Raw genomic sequence first — 19,689 nt, forward strand, 5'->3', positions numbered from 1 at the left:
AACTAATTCCGTACTATTATAAACTTCGAATTTGCCGGAATTCTAATTCAGAAAAATATGTAAGAGCTACTTAAGAGTTTCGTGTTATAGGATTTTGCCAAAATAGAATAATCAAGGCAAAAGTGTGGAAGAATTAGGGAAAACTAATGGAAGTATATTAACAAAGATATAAAAAAGGGGTCAAATCTTGACCCCTCCTGAAATTTCCAAAACGACTCCGTCTACCAGATCGTTTTGAGCGATGAACACCGCAGTGCTTGCGATCTCATCAGGTCTTCCTAATCTTCCGATTGGGATTAACGCCTCCCATTTTTTTAAGGCTTCCGGATTCATGTCTTTCATTACCATTTCCGTAGCGATGAATCCAGGTGCGATACCCGCAACTCGGATGCCATAACGACTGAGTTCCTTGGCCCAAAGCCTGGTCATAGCTGCGACGCCTGCCTTAGCTGCGGAATAATTTGTTTGTCCTGGGTTTCCGTGCATAGAAACGGAAGCGATCGGAATAATGACTCCTTTGGTTCCGTTGTTTACCATTTGAACTGCCGCTTCTCTACCGGTTAAAAAAACTCCAGTTAAGTTTACATCGATCACTGCCTGCCATTCCGCCAGGGAAAGTTTGGAAGCGACCTTGCCGGTTTGTTTATCAGCTTTTACTAAAAGTCCGTCTCTTAGGATCCCAGCGTTTAGAACTGCAATGTCCACGGATCCGAATGCGGAAACCGCTTGTTCCATCAATTGTTCCGCGTCTTTTTCTTTGGACACGTCTGTCGGAACTGCGATAACTTTAGCTCCGATCGCTTCGATCTCTTTCTTCGCTTCCGCAAGTTTTTCTGCGGAGATATCCGACAGAACGATATTAGCGCCCAATTTTGCAAAATGGATCGCCATTTCTTTGCCTAAGCCTCCGGCAGAACCGGTGACTACGGCAGTCTTATTTGTGATTTCCAACTTGGTTGATTTCCTTACTTCTAATGGTTACGTATTTATCAGTGAAGGGGATTTCTACTCTGGCGACTGTTTCGGAAGCATCTGTTTGGATCCTAAACAAATTCGGATCAATATTCTCACTCTTGAGAAGGATCATGATAAGAGCGATCCCGAGTCCCGCTCCTTCCGTATTGTCCATATTATCCATGTAGAATTCGGCGATATCATTGTATTCCATCGCCTTTCTCATCTTTTCCCTCATACGGGATTCTTCGATCTCGATTACCGGTGTATTATTTACTACTTCTACTACTAATCCTTCCGTAGTATAAGTAACCGTAATTTTGACAAAAACGCCTCGGGCAAGACAACGCTTCCCATATTCGTCGGCCATTTTTTCGGAGAAGTTCTGCTTAAACTGGGCTAGCCCCTGGTCATAATGCTCTGGATTTCGAATATCTAGACCTAAATCTTCGAAAAATACCCGCTTTTGGTTGGCCTTCACTCCGTTGATCGCCATTTCTTTGGTAATGGTGTACAACATTTCGATGTATCTAGTCTGTCCTAATTTTTCTAGAACCTCGGTCAAAATACGTAAAACGTATTTTTCCAATTTAGAATTCATTCTGGAAGATTGAACGGAGATGCGGGAGCGATTGAGGATGTAATCGGAGAGCTGGGCGTCTAATTCTTTGAAACTTTTTGCCATGCTCGTTTAGTCCTCTGTAGGGATAAAATCGATACCCAGTCTTTCCCCTTGGATGATTCATGCAATCAAAAATCAGCACTTCTCAGATCTCAAAAAGGATACAAACGAGTGTTGGCCGCGTCCGATCCGGTGTTAGACCGGCTCGGCCCAAGCTCTCACTTCCAGTCAAAAAATCGCAGTACGATTTTTTGACCCCAGTTCGATCTTTCGCGGGGAAAGAAGATACCTTCCTTTCTTTGCGGCTCCGCGTAAAATGAACCGAATAAAATTAAATCACGCGAAGGCGCAAAGATACGAGAAGGATTTGTTTTGTAAATATATTGGGATAAATTTAGAACTGAGTCAAAATACTCCTACTACGCAGGCCAATCAAAGAGTTCACTGAAGATATCTTCTTTTCTTCGCGGCTTCGCGTGGAAACATTATAGTAAAAATTGAATCACGCAAAGGCGCAAAGGTTTGAGAAGGAAGGGTTGCTAATCGTGGAATTACTGCTGCTTAAATACTCGTTAGCGAGATTTTAGCTTTTCTTATATTTATAATCTGAAAAATCACTTCTATATATTTTATGCATAAACGGATCTTAATAGTCATTCTATCTTTATTTTTTGTATTCTCCGTTTGTCAAAGGCCGGTAGACAAAAATGAACAATGTCTTTTGTCCACTTTACTTCTCCAGGAATTAGGATCCGGAGAAAAAGAGGATCTAAGCAAATTTGTATTTTTGTGTTTGGCGGATCCAGGTCCAGAGTGATCCATTTTAAATTTTTCTAATTCATAGATTTTATAAATGGCTGTATCTCAGGAGATAGATGTTCGAATGATTTGTTTGTTCCGATTTTCCGGTTCCGGGGTTCGGAGAAGTACATTTCCCGGCGAGGGGGAGACGTCCCCCTATGGTATGTTCTGAATTTTTTAAAATACTATACAAAAAAATAGTTTACAAAAGTATATAAATATACGAATAGTATGGTGTTACCAAGAGGTAAAATCATGCTTCAAACAATTACAATTCGAGACTTTGCATTAATTGAATCTGCCCAAATCGATCTGAGTAAGGGGCTAACCGCGATCACTGGAGAGACCGGTTCGGGAAAATCATTATTACTAGACGCCTTATCGTCTCTACTTGGAGGCAAGAGTAGTACAATGGATATACGAACCGGCTCGGATAAGTATTGTTTAGAAGCTGTGTTCGATATTTCCGGAAATACTCCAGCGAAACTTTGGATGCAGGAACATGGTTTTCCTCTAGATGGATCTACGATTGTGATCCGAAAGGAATTCACTCGAGACGGAAAAACAAAGATCCAGATCAATCATTCTCTTTCTTCTGCCCAGGTGCTTAGAGGTTTAGGAGAGATCTTATCAGAAGTCCATAATCAAAATGATCAGATCTTACTCTTAGACAAAGCTCAACAACTGGATATCCTGGATACATTTGCAGGATTGAACTCTCTTAGAGGAGAGGTAAAAGAAGGATTTTTGACTTATAAAAGCCTGAAAAAAAGATTAGAGGAATTGGAGTTATCTCATGCGGACAAAACTCGTAAAAAAGAGATCCTACAATACCAGATCGACGAGATCCATTCTGCAAACCTAAAGAATGGAGAAGAAGAGGAACTCAGTAAGGAAGAAAACTTACTGGTTCATGGGGAAAAATTGGCGGAAAATCTGGATATCATCACAGGATATCTGCATGAAAGTGAAACTTCCGTTTTAGGAGTTTTTCCCAAGGTGCTTGCCGCTTCCGATAAGATCAAGTCTTTGAGCCAATCGTTAAACGAAATGGATTCTTCTTTAAAAGAAGTGTATGTAACGATCCGAGAGATCAATACAAATGCACAGGACCAAAAGGAAGAGGTATTTTTTTCTCCTGAAAGATTGTCTCATGTGCAATCAAGGTTAGATCTGATCCAAAAATTGAAAAAGAAATATGGAAATTCTATCCCGGAAATTTTAGAAACAAAGAAGAAGTCGGAAGACGAGCTTGCCGCCTTAGAACAAAACTTGGACTCTAAAGTGTCCTTAGAAAAAGAAAAGAAAAAGGCAGCAGATAAGCTGACCCAAAGTTGTTTGCAATTATCGAAGGCAAGACGAGAAGTTCTGAACCGATTCGAAACAAAACTCAAATCAGAGTTGGAAGTTTTAGGAATGAAGGGTGCCGGATTACAAGTGGTACTTCGTTGGGAAACAAGTCCTGAAGGAGAAGTGGAAGCCCAAGGAAAATCGTATTTGGTAAACGAATTCGGTTTGGACCAGGCAGAATTCTATTTTAGTCCGAATCCGGGAGAGAAACCTAGGCCTTTACGTAAAATCGCTTCTGGAGGTGAAATTTCCAGAGTGATGTTGGCCATCAAGAGCGTACTTGGTTCCAATTTTGATGGAAAAGTTTTAGTTTTTGATGAGATTGACTCTGGTCTGGGTGGAGAAATCGCTTTGGATGTTGCGAAAAAACTCAGGACTCTTTCTAAAACTCATCAAATCATTTTAGTGACCCATTTACAGCAGATCGCCGCAGCAGCAGATCATCATCTACTTGTGAGTAAGAGAGTCATAGAAGGAAGGACCCTGTCGGAGACGGAATTCTTAGGAATGGAAGAGAGGACAATGGAACTTGCGAGAATGATTGCGGGTCAAAATATCTCCAAAGGCGCTCTCCACCACGCGAAGGAATTACTCAAAAAGAAGGCAGTGTAAATTCTCTGCAGTTCTCATCCTCTTTGCCGGATCCAATTTCGGTCCGGTAAAAAGGAGGCATTCCTTTTAAAAATCGTTTGGCAGGGACAGCCGAGTTGGAAACTCTACTCCTTGGAGAACCTCAAGCCGACATGATTCTTGCCAAAACAGATTCTTTGGTTTCCATTATCCCTCCGGAAACCGTACCAATTTTAATTCTTCTAGTATCTATAGTGGGATTTACAATAATCATTGAAAGGCTGATCTTTTTCTCTCGTTGGAAGTCCATTAGTCCAGACGATTGGAGAAGAGTAAAAGATCTGTTAAGAGAAAAGAACTTTGATTCGGCATCCGATCTGATGAAAAGTTTAAGCCAAGGACCGGTCTCTCAAGTTCTTCAAGCTGGGATCTCTCAGTTTAAAAAAAGTGCATCTTCTGTAGATGATGAGATCGTAACCCAAGGATTAAATCAGATCCAGAGAATGGAAAAGTTCCTTTCTCCTTTAGCCACGATCGCAACCATTTCTCCTTTATTAGGAGTTCTTGGAACGGTTCTAGGTATCATTCGTTCATTTGCGGAAGGCTCCGGAACAAGGGGAGCAGAAGTAGGGATCAGTGAGGCATTGATCACTACTGCTATGGGACTCTTCGTAGCGATCCCGGCATATATATTCCATAACTACTTCCAAAAGAAAAAGGAAGACGCGATTTCTGAAATGGAAACCCTTTCCGAGCAGGCTCTTAGGTTTTTAAAGTAAATGAAATTTAGAAAATGGAGTCGGGGAGAAAGCGGAAGTTTTAGGGCGGGCCAGATCGAGCTCGCTCCTATGATCGACGTTATCTGTTTTATCGTAATTTACTTTTTGATGAATGCAACTTTGGAAAAATCCACAGTTGTAAAGATAGAACTTCCCAGATCTTCCAGTACCGCTCAGGAAAAGAAAAAAGACGAACTCGTAATTACGGTTAATAAAGACGGTAAAATTTTTCTAGATAAGGATACGGAACCTGTTCCCTTGGAAAAATTAACCGAAAAGATCAAATTGTTCAATGGCCAAAATCAGGACGATAAGGACAAAAAAGAACAAAGTAAAAATCGTGTGATCATTAGAGGGGACGGCGGCGCGAATTATCAAACCATCGTAAAAGTGATCGATAAAGTGAACGAGGCGGGAGTGACAAGATTTAATCTTGCTATGGTCCGTCAACCGGGAGGTCAGTGATTCATTTAGGTGGATCTGAAGACTTTTATCGAGTGGGAGAAGTCCGTCTCGATTTTAAATTTTGCCCAAAGCCTTAAGGCCTATTTCCGAAACTATTGAAACGAAAAGTATCCATATATAAATCGCTCGCCCTTATTTTCGTAAGCGGATTCTTTTTTTACTCCGGCGAGATCTCTCAACTTTTCTCTAAAAAGAGCGATTACTTCGGCAAAATCGTTCGAGAGATAAAATTCAGCGGGAACAAAAACACCTCTGACTCCGATATCAGCTCCTTATTGGAATTGAGAACAGGAAGGATCCTTACCAAAGCAGGGATCGACAGAGACTTAAAGGCATTATTTGCTTCCGGATTTTTCTATTTTATAGATATTAAAGCGGAAGAAGTAGAAGGTGGAGTTCGGGTTACTTTCGAATTAAAAGAAAGACCAAGAGTAAAAGATATCGAATTTATCGGTGCTGATGAGGTGTTTCCGGCAGACCTTCGGGATAAAATGCCTTTAAAGGATAACGAGGTAATTACACCTCAGAAAGTTTCCAAATCCAGAGATATTATATTACAAAAATATAAAGATGAAGGCTTTTTCCTTGCTTATGTTAAAGTGGAATTAGGAAAACCTGACCCTAAAACCAACTTAGTCAAGGTACGTTTCATCATAGATGAGGGAGAAGAGATCCCTGTCGCAAAGATCAATATTTACGGGAACGAGACGATAGAAACTTCTGAGATCCTAGGATTAATGGAGTTGAAGGAAGAAGGTCTTTTCGAGGGCGGAAACTTCAAAGAGAGTTCATTCGAAAAAGATAAAGAAATGATCCAAGCCTACCTTAGAAGTAAGGGATATTTGGATTCTGAATTGATCCGAGAAGGGACCAACTGGGAGATCCATTGGGAAAACTCTGAGAAAAAAAATCGCAGGGTTATCATCGTAAATATCAAATTATACGAGGGCCAGGTATATTATTTTAACGGTTATACAGTATCCCATGATATGACCACCGACGGGGACGGAAGACCTATTTTTTTGAATAAGGAAAATAACCCTCCGGAGACCCCAAAAGATAAATTAAAACCTCTATTCACTATTTCGGAAATCGAAAAGTCTTTGGACTATAGTTCTAAAGACGCAGGTGAAATATTCGACGAAACTGTTTTCTCTCGGGACAGGGCGACGGTAAACGAACTTTACGGTTCCAAAGGACATATCTTCGCTCAGGTAATTCCTAGAAGAAAGATAGTCTCCTTAGATTCTGAAAGTTTGGAATATTATGAAAACTGCGCCGGCAGAAAGTCCGAAGTAGAAAAGAAAGCTTGTGACGAAGAATATAAACAATTAAATATCCGTAAATTAAGAGAAATTTATAGAGATAGTCCGGATCTAAGAGGGCGTAAATTCGTTCACGTTGATTTTACGATACGGGAAAATAATTTAGCTCAGATAGAGAACGTAATTATTAAGGGTAATAAAAAGACCCAAGACAAGGTAATCCGAAGAGAACTATTATTCAAACCTGGAGATCTATTCGATTCGGGACTCGTGAATCGTTCTAGGGAGAGGATCTTTAACTTAGGTTATTTTAAAGAAGTAAACTTTAATATGCGACCTGGTTCTGATGACACTAAGATGAACCTTGTCATCGAAGTTTTGGAACAACCTACCGGAACGGTTTCTATGGGTGGTGGTTACGGAACGATTACCGGTTTTACCATCTTTACGGAGATCGGAGAGAATAACCTGAACGGTACCGGACAGAAAGTTTCCGGCCGTTTGGAATTCGGACCTTATAGAAGGTCCTTCCAGATCTCTTGGACAGAACCTTGGATGTACGATACTCCTTGGTCTTTGTCTCTTTCCATGTTCTATTTCTCTCGGACCATTTTCTTAGGTTCCACTTCTACAATTGCAATTTCGGATAGTACTACTGCTCCGACTGTTGAAAATGCTACTTATGATAACAACGGTCTGGGAGTCACTATGGGGGTTGCTCATAGACTTGGAACAAACTGGACCCATTTCCATAGATATACTCCGGCGTTTTATTCTTATTCGAATCCGACTGCTCTTGTTTCGGATGCGGTTCTTGCAAACGTAAGAAGAGGTTGGCAGTTCAGATCTCAGGTCACAAACGGGCTCGCATATGATATTCGAGATAACGTCTTTGCTCCTACAAGAGGATATGATCTTCTATTCCAAGTAGATAACGTAGGACAGTATTTAGGTGGAAGTTCACACTTCGACCAATACAGGATCTTAGCGGAATACTATCATACCTGGTTCGACTTCACCTTCGGAGGTTTGATCCGAAACAATGCGCTTCGTAGATGGAGAGTCGTACAGGAATTTCGAACTTCGGATACTTTCATTTTCCAAAGAGCTCCAATGGGAGGTTCTCATAACCAAGATCCTGTGCAAGACCCTTATATCCGTCCTCAGGATTTATTGATCATAGGTGGTTATGAATCCTTAAGAGGTTGGTATTATAACGACTCCAAATATCCAGTGGAATGGAGAGATGGTGCCCAGCATAGGATCCTATTCGATACAGAGATCCGGATCCCGATCGAGCCAAGCTTATTGTGGTTGGTAGTGTTCCTAGACGGAGGAGCTCTTTATGAAGAGGTCAACCGCGCTACGGGTACTAAAAAAGATTATTTCGAATCTTACGATAAGAATAAAGCGGATCAGATCGCTGCAAATCCTCTCAACTGGTATCTTACGAATAATTTCAACTTGCAGAACGGGCGTAAGGCCGACGTAACTTACGACGAATTGAATAACCCTGGCCGTTTGATCCTATCTGCGGATAACGTAGCTATGGATAGAATGAGATATTCTTGGGGTGTGGGCTTAAGGGTACAAATTCCTGTTCTTCCTTTGCGTATCTATTTTGCTCAAAAATTAAGACCTACCGGAAATTTCTGGGCTCCTTTCGAAAAATACGAGTCGGATAACGCATTCCAATTCGTATTCGGTATCGGCGATTACCGATTCTAAGGGATTTTTGTTTTGTCTGTCGATCTTGTAGAAGGACTAAACGAGCCTCAAAAGGCTGCAGTAGAAAAATTAGAAGGCCCTGTGCTGATCCTCGCGGGGGCCGGCTCCGGAAAAACCAGGGTCATCACGCATAGGATCGCTAATCTTATTCTGAACAAGAGAACCGATTCTATCTGTGCATTAACATTTACGAATAAGGCTGCGGCCGAAATGTTAGAGAGGGTAGGGAAACTTGTAACTTCCATTCCTTGGAATGTTCAGATCAAAACATTTCACTCTCTCTGCTTATATATTCTAAGAAGGGAAACTTCTTCCCTTGGAATGCCCTCGGGATTTACTGTTTACGATTCTGTATTACAGGAATCCTTAATTAAACAAGTAATCAAAGATCTTCATGAAGATCCTAAACAATACAAACCTTCTTCCTTAGTAAGCATATTTTCCTCTTGGAAAGACGGACTTTCCGATTCGGATGCTTATATCAGAAAAGAAAATTTTTCCCATCGTTCTCAGATGATCTCTACAATTTACGAGGAATATGAGAAAAGAAAGAAGAAGAACCAGGCTTTCGATTTCGGGGATCTGATCCAAAAGACAGTCCAACTATTCCAACAAAACCCGCTTGTACTACGAAATTACCAAGATCGTTGGAATTATATCATGGTGGACGAGTATCAGGATACGAATAAGGCGCAATATACATTGGTCCGGCTTTTATCCGGTGAAAGAGGGAATCTTTGTGTGGTCGGTGACGACGATCAGTCCATTTATTCTTGGAGAGGAGCAGACATTTCGAATATTCTGAATTTCGAAAGTGATTTTCCGAATGCGTTTGTCGTTAAGTTGGAAGAAAATTACAGATCTACTTCCAGGATCATCCGTGCTGCTTCCAAGGTGATCTCGAATAATACCGGTAGAAAAGAGAAAGAGTTATTCACAAATAACGAGCAAGGAGATCCGATCTCGGCTTCTCAGTTCGAGAATGAAAATGAAGAAGCATACGATATCGTAAAGAAGATCAGAGCCGGTTCCGCCCGAGGAGCCGAATACAAGGATTTTGCAGTCTTCTATAGAACAAATGCTCAATCTAGATATTTCGAAGAAGGTTTAAGATCTTCCGGCATTCCATACAAAATTTTCGGTGGTTTTAGATTCTTTGATCGAGCAGAGATCAAAGACATGATCGCTTACTTGAACGTAGTCGCAAACCCGATGGATTCCAACTCTTTACTCAGGATTGTAAATACTCCGCCCAGAGGGATCGGGGACGCGAGTATAGAAAAGATCAGAACATTCTCTCTGGACCAAGGGATTTCTTTTTTGGAAGCGATCGGTCGTCCGGATCTTCCGCTAAAAAAAGCGAGTTTAGGAAAAGCGAAAGAACTCTATCATTTATTCGACGACTTGATCGATCGAAAAGAAAAAGGAGAACTTCCATCTAAGATTGCCTTAGAGATCGTGGAACGATCGGGCTGGGTGGAATATATGGAAAGAAATTCTCACGACGAGGAAGCGGTCTCTCGTGTTGAGAACGTACGAGAATTCGTAAACTCGATCGAAGAATATGAGTCCAGAGAAGATTCTCCCAACTTAGAAGAATACCTGAACCAGATCAGCCTTCTTACCTCGGAAGAGGATACTGCGCAGTTAACTGATTACGTACATTTAATGACGGTTCACAATGCTAAGGGGTTGGAATTTCCAACAGTTTTCATCACAGGGTTGGAAGAAGGTACCTTTCCTCATTCCATGAGTTTAGAAGAACCGAACGGAGAGGAAGAAGAGAGAAGGCTTTTTTACGTAGCATTGACCAGAGCCAGGGAGAAATTGTACTTAAGTTATTCCAGAACATCTCGGAAATTTGGTAAGGTAGAAGATCGGATCCCGTCTAGATTTTTACCTGAAATTCCGAGCGAATGTTTTGGGGAAGAAGGGGTCCTTGCCCAAAGAGGAGTTCGTCGCCCTCAAGGGCCACCTGTAGCTTCTTCCGGGGCGTATAAAACTCCGGAAATCCCAAGGGAAATCGTTCCAAGCGGAACTCCGCTTGGGGAAGATTCAGATATTCGGGAAGGAGACCGGGTCTCTCATGCCCAGTTTGGCCCCGGAAAAGTGGTTTCCGTCCAAGGAACCGGCAAAAATCGAAAAGTAAAAATTAAATTCGGGGACCTGGAGAAGAACTTTTTCCTTGCCTATACGCCCCTGGAGAAATTATAACTAGGGGGAAAGTTCCACCCCTAAAATACCGATACTATTCTCAGGAACATAGGAGAAACAATGAAACGGATCTTAATACTAGCCTTGGCGTTCTGCCTGGCGAGCCCATTGTTTGCTGGAAAAGTCAGCGGTTTAGTAGAAGAATTTAATAAAGTAGAAGAGTTCAATAAGAACCGAAAAATTTCCGAGTCCACTAAAAAGGCGACCTTGGAAAAAAACCTACTATCCGCGCTAAAATACAGCCTTCATCGTAAATATTTGGATTATAAAGAATATACCAAGGATCTGAAAGCGGATTCTATTTCTTACGAGCCTCAAAAGGGAACTTACGGAGTTTACGTAAAATACAAGACTTATATCGTATTTTACAGTTATTTAATGGACCCTGAAATTTATCTACAAACTCCTATCAACGAAGTTTTCTATGTTCGCCCTGATAATATAGAAGAAGAAGCTCACAAGGACGAAAAACAACCAGCTCAACCGGCCGGAAAATAGTTTTTCTTCGATGCAATTTCCGGAAGAAGCGGAAATAGTTTCTAAGCTCGTTCTGGAAGCAGCAGACAGGATTTTTTCCATCTATGGAACGGATTTCCATGTGATGGAAAAATCCAAAGGTGATCCACTTACCGAAGCAGACATACAAGCAAACGAGATCATTGCTGGCGGTATTCGCCAAATCCTAAAAGACAAAGTTTATTCAGAAGAAGATACGAACTTCTCTCATTCTTCCTACCAAGGAGAGAGAGTTTGGATCCTGGATCCAATTGATGGAACTAGAGAATTTGTCGCTAAAAATCCCGAGTTTGCGATCAGCCTTGGCCTTTATGAAAAAGGAAAATTGAGTTTTGGGATCGTGATGAATCCTGCAAACGGTGAATTTTTTTGGGGAATGGAAGGCAAGGGCGCTTCTTATCAAATTTTAAAACATCCTTATATAGAAAATTCAATCGATTGGGAAAATCCGTTTCATCTTCCTAAAAGAGATCCTTCCGAAATTACCAAAATACTCGTTTCGGTTTCGGAGTCCAAAGCAGGGCTTTATAAAAATTTAAATTACGGAAAAGAATATACTTTCGAATCCAAGGGCTCGATCGCATATAAACTTGCCTTAGTTGCAGTTGGAAAATATCCTATGACGGTTTCTCTTAGACCTAAAAACGATTGGGATGTGGCCGGTGGGCTTGCTATTTTAAGAGCTTCTCTTGGAAAAGACTTGGAGATAAGATCCGGAAAAGATTACGAGTTTCTGACTTCTAAACTCGGGATCGGTCTACTTGCGGGCGAATCTAAAACGGTCCAGGATTTCTGGGAAAAGTTTAAAACTTCTCTTCAAAGTTCAGTAAGAGATCGTTGGTAAGTAGAATTTTAGAATAAGTCGTAATTCCTTGTACCTGAACCAAGAAAAATACAGAATCGCACTGGATGCAAGACCCTTATCAACTCCAGTTTCAGGAGTTGGTAGACTGATCGAATCCGTTTTGAAAGGGTTTGAAGGGGATCCAAATTTCGAATTTTATCTTTTCTCTTCTCGCCCAATCCATGAAGGGTATTCTAGTTTATTCAAAAATCCGAATATAAAAGCAGTCATCGGAAAAGGTCCATTAGCTAAGAAAGGAGGATTGTATTTCGCATTCTATCTTCCGTTTCAGATCAGAAAATATCAGATCGATTTGTTTTGGGGGACCCAGCAAGTGTTTCCTCCCTTTTTACCGAAACGAATCCCCGGTTTTCTGACCTATCATGATTTTGTGGCCTATCGATTCCCTGAAACAATGAGAACGATTGCACGTTTACAGCAACTTTTCTATTTAAAGAGAAGTATTAAAAGGGCCAGTTTTGTTTTCGCAAATTCTAAATTTACCGCTTCCGAACTACAAAAGTATTATTCTTATCCAAAGGATAGGATCCGTGTGATCTATCCAGGTTATGAACCAAAAGAGATTCGAAAAATCAAAACTCCTCCTACATCCAGAGTAAAGGATTTGCCAGCCAAATTTTTCTTAACGGTCTCTACTTTAGAACCTCGGAAAAACTTTCAAACTCTGTTTAGAGCATATGAAAAATTAAAGAAAGAAAAATCGGATTTGGTGTGGGTCCATGCTGGGAAGGCTGGTTGGGAAGATCCTGCTTTCTTGGAAAAATTCAAACAGGCATCCGATTCTAAAGAATTATATTGGCTCGATTTCGTAACCGATGAAGAATTACATTATCTATATTCTAAAGCCAAATTATTCCTTTTTCCTTCTATTTATGAAGGATTCGGTATTCCACTTTTAGAGGCATTAGCATATTCTCTTCCTTGTATCGTTTCGAATTTGGAAGTATTTCATGAGATCGGAAAAAAATCCTGTAAATACGTTCCGCCTTTATCAGAAGATCATTGGGTTAAAGCAATTGTTGATTTTCAAAAGAAAAATGTAAAGTTCCCAAAAGCAGACCTTAAAAAATTCGAAAGAAAAAAATCCGCTTATGAAATGAAAACACTATTTTTAATGTGGGCCATTAGATAAATCCAAATATTTTTTCTAGAATTGATTTAGGTCGAATTCCAATTGTTCCGGAAAAATAAATTTCGGAAGAAGATTTCCAATGAATATGTAATCTATTTCGATCCATTGCTTGAAAATAGATCTCTTCCTTAGAGTTTGGTTTCCAAATAAATAGATCTTCTTTTCGAGTCCAAAAATTGTCTGAAAATTCAGAAGAAACTAATTCTAGATTTTTTTCGGATTTAAGACGAAGCCTTAATCCTTTTTTAGGATCAAATTCGAGGAAAAGTTTTGTCGGTTTTTGGGAATCTCCCAAGGAGCCAGAATCAAAATGGATCCCTTCTCCCTGAAAGATCCGTCCTTCCAAATAATTTTGGAATTCTGAAAATTGGAAAAAGTAATTATAGATCCTAGTCTCTTCCAAACTCGGCACCTATACAAGTTTTGGACCCTTGCATTCTAGATCAAGGAGAGAAAAATGGAATCTTTCTGAATTCGACGTAAATGACTTGTAGCGCGGATTCTTTTTTGTATTCTGGGAGTATGCTTTTTAATAAAGCCAGACACTTCTTCTTAGTTTTCTTATTTACCGTTCTTATTTCTAATAATTGCAAATCGGAAGAAACTCCTCTTCTGTATCAAATCTCTCTTCAGGATTGGGATGGGAACTCCCACAAATTCTCAGAAGACAAGGGAAAGATCGTGGTTTTGGATTTCTGGGCTAGCTGGTGCGAACCTTGTAAAAAAGCTGTCCCAGTCGTAGAAAAGCTGAGAACTAAATTGAAAGATTCTCCCGCAATCGTCCTAGGTATAAATACGGAAGACGATCTGAGTATAGAAGAGATCAAAAAGGCTGCGGCTGATTTCGGGATGGAATATCCAAGTTTATTGGATCCTGAATGGAAATTGGTGAACCCTTTGAAAATTGAAGGACAGCCCGCCTTATTCGTATTTAGCAAGTCCGGTAAAAAACTCCACTCTCAATACGGAATTTCGGAAAGAGATTTACCTGTTTTGAACGGAAGACTAAAAAACTGGCTCGAATCTCCTTAAAATCTCGTTCTATTCATAACGATCGTGTAATAAAAACTCAATCTTAGTCCCGTTCGAAAAAAAAGGATTTATCTTTCAGCATTTAGTTTGAATGTGGAATCAGATTTACCGGTAGGTGCTTACCGGACTTGATCCATCTATCCCTTTTCATTCAGGAGAATATCCATTCATGGCTGAGAATCTCGCCCAATTATTTCGTGAGTCGGCAGACAAATTCAAAGACAAGCCGGCCTTTTTATACAAGGACGCGCAAAAAAATTATTTGCCCATCACTTATTCCGAGTTATACGAATCAGGTGTAAATATTGCGGAAGCATTGATCGAATTAGGCATTCAATCAAGAGACCATGTCGCCCTACTTGCAGATAACCGTGTAGAATGGATCATTGCGGATTACGGGATCATCATGACCGGTGCCGCGGACGTTCCAAGAGGAACCGATATCACCGACTCCGAAATCGTTTATATAGTAAGCCATCCCGAATCAGAAGTAGTCTTTATCGAGAATGATAAGATGCTTGAGAAGTTCAATCGTAACAAGTCTCAGCTCGGAAAAGTAAAAACAATCATTATGATGGACAAAGAGTCCGAGGCTCCCGGAGTTCTTAAAATGTATGAACTCATCGAAAAGGGAAAAAGTTTAAGAGCTTCCGGTTCTCGCAAAGTCGAAGAAAGAGTTTCAGCGATCCATCCAGAAGATCTTTTCACCTTGATCTATACTTCCGGGACCACTGGTCTTCCTAAGGGAGTTCAATTAAAACATTCTAATATGATGCATCAGGTTCTAAACGTAACTCCGATGCTTAAGATCAATGCAGAAGCTAGACTTCTCTCTATTCTTCCTGTATGGCACGTTTTCGAAAGAGTTGTGGAATACGTATGTATCAGTATTGGTGCTGCGACTTATTACACAAACGTAAGAGATCTTCGCCAAGACTTGGCTACTGTAAAACCTACATTTATGGGTTCTGCTCCTCGTCTTTGGGAAAATATCTACAACGGTATTTATACTCGTATCAACGATCCGAGCCAAACTCCTACGATCCGGAGAGGTCTTTTTAAATTGGCGTATTTCTTCTCTGATAAGAAGAATGCTGCTGTCCGTTTTATCACCGGAAAAGAAGTGGATTATACCGGAAGAAATCCGATTTTCTCGTTATTTTACGGGATCTTAATGTTCTTTCAGTTGTTATTGACAGGACCTTTCACTTTGACTGTGATCTCTTCGATCGCCGCATATTTGTTAGCTCCTACTGAGTTCTCTTACTTGAGCCTGCCTTTGTATATTCTTGCAGGACTCGGAGTGATCCTGAATAGCGCAACTTTGGATAAGATCGTTCTTTCTAAGATCAGAACTGCGACCGGTGGAAGATTACAAGCTTCCATCTCAGGAGGAGGAGCTCTTCCTCGCCACGTGGACGAGTTTTTCAATAATATTGGGATCAACGTTTTGGAAGGTTACGGTATGACTGAAACTTCTCCTGTACTTTCCGTAAGAACTTTCCAAAAATTGATCATCGGCTCCGTGGGTTCCATCGTTCCAAAAACTCATCTTCAGATCAGAAGTGAGAATAACGAAGTTCTAACAGAGATCGATGCGAATGGAAAGATCGTAAAAGGAAAACTGGGACGTAAGGGTGTTGTATTCGTCAACGGACCTCAGGTTATGAAGGGATACTTCAAAAATGAAGAGGCTACTTCTAAAGCACTTGTGGACGGTTGGATGAACACAGGCGATATGGGGATGATCAACTTCAAACATACCCTTACCCTGACTGGAAGAGCGAAAGATACTGTTGTATTACTCGGTGGAGAGAACGTAGAGCCGGTCCCAATCGAGAACAAATTACAAGAATCTGTCTATATCAGCCAGTGTATGATCATCGGACAAGACCAGAAAAACCTGGGAGCGATCATCGTTCCGGATTTCGAAAAGTTGGATGAATGGGCGAAAGAGAACGGACTGGATATTTCGAATAAAGAAGCTCTGAACGATAACCCTAAAGTTGTGGATCTATTCAGAAAAGAGATCAAAGCATTGAATAACGCTAAGAACGGATTCAAATCTTTCGAACAAGTAACTCCTTTCTTCATAGTTGCTAAACCATTCGAAGTGGGTGACGAGTTGAACAATATGCTCAAAATGAAACGCCACGTGATTACTGAAAAATACGCTGATAAGATTAAAAAAGTCTACTCAACGGATAAATAATTCGTTTTTACCGGTTTTGTTCGGGAAATTACGAAGAAAAGGGCCTCGGCTGGATTGCCGGGGCTTTTTTTTGCCCTAGTGGGATTGAAAGACCTCGCCGATATTTTAGATATATGGCGAAAACGACCCTTTCTAAACCGAGTCTATTCGAACCGTACGGTCATTCCGACTTGTATGCTCTGGACAATCTTTACTTTTCACCTTTAAAAGGAAAAGAGACTTGGGATTTTTCTAGGGTTCGGGATTTCTCAGTCTTAAACTTGGGATTTGTTTTTGCACGAGCAGAATTAGGTTTTCTAAAATCAGGAACGGAATTAGAAATAAAAAACCTGAGCCCTTTGTTTAAAAAGGGACTTTGCCTAAGTTCTGGTTGGGAAAATGCGATTGGTATAAAAATAGATTCATTTTTACCCAAAGTACTTGGCTCGGAAAATTTATGTACTTATTCTAGACTAGATGAGATCGAGAAAGATCTACCATTCGGGAAGTTTTTCACCTCGGAAGGCTTCGTATTAGAGGGGAAATGGAAAAATAAGAACTATCTTACTCTTTTTTCTCCGGGTAAATCGGAAGATAGAAATCTTCCGTCTATTATCAAAGAAATTTCAAAATTCAATTCGGATAAAAAATTAGAGGGGAATTTTTTTCTAAGAACTGAAAAACAATCCTACTTGAATTTTTTAAAGCCGAAAGAATCTTTCGGGCCTTTATTCCTTCAAGAAAAGAAGATCGAGCAGGATCCTTTCTTGTTTTTAAGTTTAGAATTTTCAGAAATTTCCTCGCAAGAAAAATAATTCGAATCACAATGATCTAGGCTCCTTCGATGAAAATATTCGTGTGGAATTCTAGATCGTTGCTGATAGGAAATATCGAAGAATTATCCTTTCATTCGGATCGTTCCTGCTATCTTCTTTCCAGTTTAAATTCTAAAAACTTCGAAATTCGTAAGGAGAATACTTCTTGGGAATCATTTCATTCTGTTTTGATCCCTAAAGGGTTAAATATTGATCTTCAAGGAAAAGATTCCTTGATAGCAGCTCTAAGTACGGATCCGAAAGATCTGGAAAATTGGTTGGGTTCGCCTTCATCGGGATCGTTTTTAAATATCGGAGAACTTGGTGAAAAATTCCAAAGTATCTCTAATAAACTTTATCAGTGTTCTGAAAATCCGGAAGAACAAAAATCCTACTTATACGAATTAGATTCTTTATTGCCTCCGAAATTTGTACCGAATGCAACGGATCCTAGGATATATTCCGTAACAAAAAAGATCTCCGAAAACTTATTAGAAAATTTGAGTTCTTCCGAACTTGCAGGTTTAGCTGGACTCTCCGTATCTAGACTAGAACATCTTTTTAAAGAGCTAGTTGGTATCTCAATCACAGAGTTTAGAAATTGGCAAAGACTTAAGAACGCTACCCTTGCCATTTCCCAAGGAGAAAATTTGACCGATGCAGCTCATGCTGCAGGCTTTTACGATTCTGCACATTATGCAAATTCGTTTAAAAAAGCTTATGGCTTTTTCCCTTCTGTTTTTTTGAATTCTCAAACTAAGCTGTATCTATTCTAAAATTATTTTTCGGATCCTACTTCTTCCTAAAAATATTGCACCTAGTCCAAACAGGATCCCGGAAATAGAGAATAGAAACGATTGGACCGGTAGAATGGAAGCCAAGATCCCAAAAAGCATAGAACCAAAGAATGAATAAAATGAAATTTTCGTTTCTGGACTGGTAGTTCTGACAATCCAACTAAAAGTTGTTAACCCTAATAATAGAAAACTTGCTCCAATGAAATATGGATTTGTTTTATAGAAAATAAATCCTCTGCTCAGCAGAAGTAAGGAAGAAGCAAGCGAGACTATAAACGTCACAAATTTAAAACTTTTGAAATTTATCTCGAATCTTAAATATAATCCTATAATTCCCAAGAATAGAAAACTATCTATAATAAAGTAAAAGTTTTCCTTGCTTATGATTTGTAGTTCTATAGGAAAAGAAGCTAAGATCCTCAATAAACCTCCAACTATCAAAAATATTCCGAATACATTTCCGACACCGATCATTTTGATTTCTCCAATAGTTTGATCGCTTTTTCCGCAGCTAGATAGTAGATCGAGTCCGGAGAGATATCATTTTCTAATAAACAAGCCTCAGTCAGTTTGATTGCGTGTTCATCCCCATTTTCTACCGCTTTGTCTATCAGCTCTTGTTTGGTTTTAGAATTTAGCTCTATAATTTCAAACTTCTTAGGGTCTCCGAAACTTGCGTATAGGGAAGAGGAGGACTGCCAACCAAATTCCAATAATTTCCTTTTTGTTTTATCGGATACGTAAGGAAGCAAATGCCGTATCGAAACGATACTTGTGACCCCATGAGTGAATACGATTGCACCTAAAGTATCATGCGCGTTCTCTAAGAATACTTTCGCGAATACATGAGTAAGCTCTGAGATTGTAACTTCTACAGATCCGGATAGATCGACGATACCGATCACTTCTGAAAAAAACGGATCTTCGTCTAAATCCTTTAAGGCACCTACGATCGTTCCGCCGTATTTTCTGGATCCCTTGGGGACGACCCTGATCTTAGAAATTGCTGATCCAGGTCTTAGTTTCATAATGTCAGAATATTCTTTTGTAGGAAGAGTTTGGTAGGTGCAGGCCCATCTCCCTAAACCCTCCGCTAATTCTCTCAAACGAAGCTCTGATACTGATCTAGAAAGATTTCGGACCGCGTGCCCGACCCGAATGATTCCGTGGGTTGCGTCAGAGCAAAAACCGGGGGAAAGTCTCCCTACCCAAAGATCTAAAATAGTTTTCCAATCTTTCTCTTCTAATTCTTTTTGAAAGAAGTTCACCCAATCTGTGTTTCTATTCGTATTTCCTAAAGCGGTTTCCCAATTCTCTTCCTTGATCTCTTTTATTGCTGGAGCTTTGGTTTTGAATTCGGATCTATATGAATCTAACCAAACCGGGATTTTTTCAGGCCTTCCTAAAGAGTATAAGGCTTCCACAACCATTGTTGCATGGCTTGTCAGTCCATTCTTAAGGTCTGCGGAGTAATCTAGGATCTCTTCTAATGCGATATCTAATTTGTCGTTGGTATATTGGATCATACTAGAAAGGTAGCAGCATTTCTAAGATCCCGCTTGTAAGAATCTGCTAGAACTTTCTATTTTGAAG

Annotated in this window: 17 protein-coding genes; 12 read left to right on the forward strand and 5 right to left on the reverse strand. The window is 40.1% G+C overall.

The genetic code is table 11. The features are described from left to right. Positions 1-180 precede the first annotated feature (180 nt). Together EHQ64_RS00590 and EHQ64_RS00595 are read right to left on the reverse strand one after the other, a co-directional pair. The gene (locus EHQ64_RS00590) at positions 181-951 is read right to left on the reverse strand and encodes an SDR family NAD(P)-dependent oxidoreductase (RefSeq protein ID WP_135647546.1); all 771 of its coding nucleotides are present in this window, start codon (positions 949-951) and stop codon (positions 181-183) included. Next, positions 935-1,639, reverse strand: a complete 705-nt coding sequence (locus EHQ64_RS00595) for a histidine kinase (protein ID WP_135647548.1) — start codon at positions 1,637-1,639, stop codon at positions 935-937. Before EHQ64_RS00595 ends, EHQ64_RS00590 begins: the two co-directional genes overlap by 17 nt. 993 nt (positions 1,640-2,632) lie before the next feature. Here EHQ64_RS00595 and recN point away from each other — a divergent pair. From recN to EHQ64_RS00635, 8 genes are all read left to right on the forward strand, one after another. Next, positions 2,633-4,339 (forward strand): DNA repair protein RecN, encoded by a 1,707-nt coding sequence (gene recN / locus EHQ64_RS00600; RefSeq protein ID WP_135647550.1) that lies wholly within the window; start codon positions 2,633-2,635, stop codon positions 4,337-4,339. A gap of 131 nt (positions 4,340-4,470) precedes the next feature. Further along, positions 4,471-5,076: a MotA/TolQ/ExbB proton channel family protein gene (locus EHQ64_RS00605; RefSeq protein ID WP_135647552.1), complete on the forward strand. Its 606-nt coding sequence runs from the start codon at positions 4,471-4,473 to the stop codon at positions 5,074-5,076. Then, on the forward strand, positions 5,077-5,541 hold the full coding sequence (locus EHQ64_RS00610; protein ID WP_135647554.1) for an ExbD/TolR family protein: 465 nt from the start codon (positions 5,077-5,079) through the stop codon (positions 5,539-5,541). A 95-nt stretch (positions 5,542-5,636) separates the two neighbouring features. Next, entirely contained in the window at positions 5,637-8,534 is a 2,898-nt protein-coding gene (locus EHQ64_RS00615; RefSeq protein ID WP_135647556.1) for a BamA/OMP85 family outer membrane protein, read from the forward strand. Between the two features lie 12 nt (positions 8,535-8,546). After that, entirely contained in the window at positions 8,547-10,748 is a 2,202-nt protein-coding gene (locus EHQ64_RS00620; protein ID WP_135647558.1) for an ATP-dependent helicase, read from the forward strand. Between the two features lie 60 nt (positions 10,749-10,808). Then, positions 10,809-11,246 carry an LIC11625 family surface-exposed protein gene (locus tag EHQ64_RS00625; RefSeq protein WP_135647560.1) on the forward strand — a complete coding sequence of 146 codons (438 nt, stop codon included), beginning with the start codon at positions 10,809-10,811 and terminating at the stop codon, positions 11,244-11,246. A 10-nt stretch (positions 11,247-11,256) separates the two neighbouring features. Beyond that, on the forward strand, positions 11,257-12,108 hold the full coding sequence (locus EHQ64_RS00630) for a 3'(2'),5'-bisphosphate nucleotidase CysQ family protein (protein WP_135647562.1): 852 nt from the start codon (positions 11,257-11,259) through the stop codon (positions 12,106-12,108). Positions 12,109-12,136: 28 nt separating this feature from the next. After that, the gene (locus tag EHQ64_RS00635; RefSeq protein ID WP_135647564.1) at positions 12,137-13,261 is read left to right on the forward strand and encodes a glycosyltransferase family 4 protein; all 1,125 of its coding nucleotides are present in this window, start codon (positions 12,137-12,139) and stop codon (positions 13,259-13,261) included. Here the strand turns inward: EHQ64_RS00635 and EHQ64_RS00640 are convergent. After that, positions 13,254-13,664, reverse strand: coding sequence for a hypothetical protein (locus tag EHQ64_RS00640; protein ID WP_135647633.1), 411 nt, complete (start codon positions 13,662-13,664; stop codon positions 13,254-13,256). The genes EHQ64_RS00635 and EHQ64_RS00640 overlap by 8 nt on opposite strands. Positions 13,665-13,783: 119 nt before the next feature. Between EHQ64_RS00640 and EHQ64_RS00645 the strand changes: the two genes are divergently transcribed. The 4 genes from EHQ64_RS00645 to EHQ64_RS00660 all read left to right on the forward strand — a co-directional run bounded on the left by EHQ64_RS00645 (position 13,784) and on the right by EHQ64_RS00660 (position 18,075). Then, positions 13,784-14,293 (forward strand): TlpA family protein disulfide reductase, encoded by a 510-nt coding sequence (locus tag EHQ64_RS00645; protein WP_135647566.1) that lies wholly within the window; start codon positions 13,784-13,786, stop codon positions 14,291-14,293. Positions 14,294-14,462: 169 nt separating this feature from the next. Continuing rightward, positions 14,463-16,505: an AMP-dependent synthetase/ligase gene (locus tag EHQ64_RS00650; RefSeq protein WP_135647568.1), complete on the forward strand. Its 2,043-nt coding sequence runs from the start codon at positions 14,463-14,465 to the stop codon at positions 16,503-16,505. Positions 16,506-16,618: 113 nt separating this feature from the next. After that, positions 16,619-17,299, forward strand: coding sequence for an LIC11631 family protein (locus EHQ64_RS00655; RefSeq protein ID WP_135647570.1), 681 nt, complete (start codon positions 16,619-16,621; stop codon positions 17,297-17,299). 29 nt (positions 17,300-17,328) lie between these two features. Continuing rightward, positions 17,329-18,075: a helix-turn-helix domain-containing protein gene (locus EHQ64_RS00660; protein WP_135647572.1), complete on the forward strand. Its 747-nt coding sequence runs from the start codon at positions 17,329-17,331 to the stop codon at positions 18,073-18,075. Here EHQ64_RS00660 and EHQ64_RS00665 read toward each other — a convergent pair. Continuing rightward, positions 18,067-18,570: a hypothetical protein gene (locus tag EHQ64_RS00665; RefSeq protein ID WP_135647573.1), complete on the reverse strand. Its 504-nt coding sequence runs from the start codon at positions 18,568-18,570 to the stop codon at positions 18,067-18,069. The genes EHQ64_RS00660 and EHQ64_RS00665 overlap by 9 nt on opposite strands. Continuing rightward, positions 18,567-19,622, reverse strand: a complete 1,056-nt coding sequence (locus tag EHQ64_RS00670) for a questin oxidase family protein (RefSeq protein ID WP_135647575.1) — start codon at positions 19,620-19,622, stop codon at positions 18,567-18,569. The genes EHQ64_RS00665 and EHQ64_RS00670 overlap by 4 nt, the downstream gene beginning before the upstream one ends. Positions 19,623-19,689 lie beyond the last annotated feature (67 nt).

Source organism: Leptospira sarikeiensis, assembly GCF_004769615.1.
GTDB lineage: Bacteria > Spirochaetota > Leptospiria > Leptospirales > Leptospiraceae > Leptospira_B > Leptospira_B sarikeiensis.

Bases quoted from the DNA above. Each gene is read 5' to 3' on its own strand.
- EHQ64_RS00630 (WP_135647562.1), top strand. From the start codon at position 11,257: ATGCAATTTCCGGAAGAAGCGGAAATAGTTTCTAAGCTCGTTCTGGAA.
- EHQ64_RS00650 (WP_135647568.1), top strand. From the start codon at position 14,463: ATGGCTGAGAATCTCGCCCAATTATTTCGTGAGTCGGCAGACAAATTC.
- EHQ64_RS00595 (WP_135647548.1), bottom strand. From the start codon at position 1,639: ATGGCAAAAAGTTTCAAAGAATTAGACGCCCAGCTCTCCGATTACATC.
- EHQ64_RS00610 (WP_135647554.1), top strand. From the start codon at position 5,077: ATGAAATTTAGAAAATGGAGTCGGGGAGAAAGCGGAAGTTTTAGGGCG.
- EHQ64_RS00645 (WP_135647566.1), top strand. From the start codon at position 13,784: ATGCTTTTTAATAAAGCCAGACACTTCTTCTTAGTTTTCTTATTTACC.
- recN (WP_135647550.1), top strand. From the start codon at position 2,633: ATGCTTCAAACAATTACAATTCGAGACTTTGCATTAATTGAATCTGCC.
- EHQ64_RS00655 (WP_135647570.1), top strand. From the start codon at position 16,619: ATGGCGAAAACGACCCTTTCTAAACCGAGTCTATTCGAACCGTACGGT.
- EHQ64_RS00665 (WP_135647573.1), bottom strand. From the start codon at position 18,570: ATGATCGGTGTCGGAAATGTATTCGGAATATTTTTGATAGTTGGAGGT.
- EHQ64_RS00670 (WP_135647575.1), bottom strand. From the start codon at position 19,622: ATGATCCAATATACCAACGACAAATTAGATATCGCATTAGAAGAGATC.
- EHQ64_RS00660 (WP_135647572.1), top strand. From the start codon at position 17,329: ATGAAAATATTCGTGTGGAATTCTAGATCGTTGCTGATAGGAAATATC.
- EHQ64_RS00605 (WP_135647552.1), top strand. From the start codon at position 4,471: ATGATTCTTGCCAAAACAGATTCTTTGGTTTCCATTATCCCTCCGGAA.
- EHQ64_RS00625 (WP_135647560.1), top strand. From the start codon at position 10,809: ATGAAACGGATCTTAATACTAGCCTTGGCGTTCTGCCTGGCGAGCCCA.